1 protein-coding gene is annotated in these 238 nt (G+C 34.0%); it reads right to left on the bottom strand.

Annotation, left to right across the window (positions count from 1 at the left end):
- Positions 1-238, bottom strand: a 238-nt coding sequence (locus N7568_RS25285) for a helix-turn-helix domain-containing protein (protein ID WP_261612374.1), incomplete at both ends; no start/stop codon positions are given.

Below are 238 nucleotides of genomic sequence, written 5' to 3'. Positions count from 1 at the left end.
AAAATTGCTTGTTCAGCGGATTTTGAAACAGAGGACTTTCTTTTTCTTTTACAATGATATTATGAATAGCATCATAATCTCTCTGACGAATATATTGACGAATTAACGATTGAACCGCATCTACGTAATCAAGTCGAGGTGATTCTACACTATCAAAAAAGTAGTTAACATCTACGCCAAGGCGCTTAGAAATTTTATAGAGGGTAATGCTTGATGGATATTCTTCACCGTTTTCAAT

Source organism: Paenarthrobacter aurescens, from assembly GCF_025421775.1.
GTDB lineage: Bacteria > Actinomycetota > Actinomycetes > Actinomycetales > Micrococcaceae > Arthrobacter > Arthrobacter aurescens_B.
This window is presented reverse-complemented; position numbering and strand designations above follow the sequence as displayed.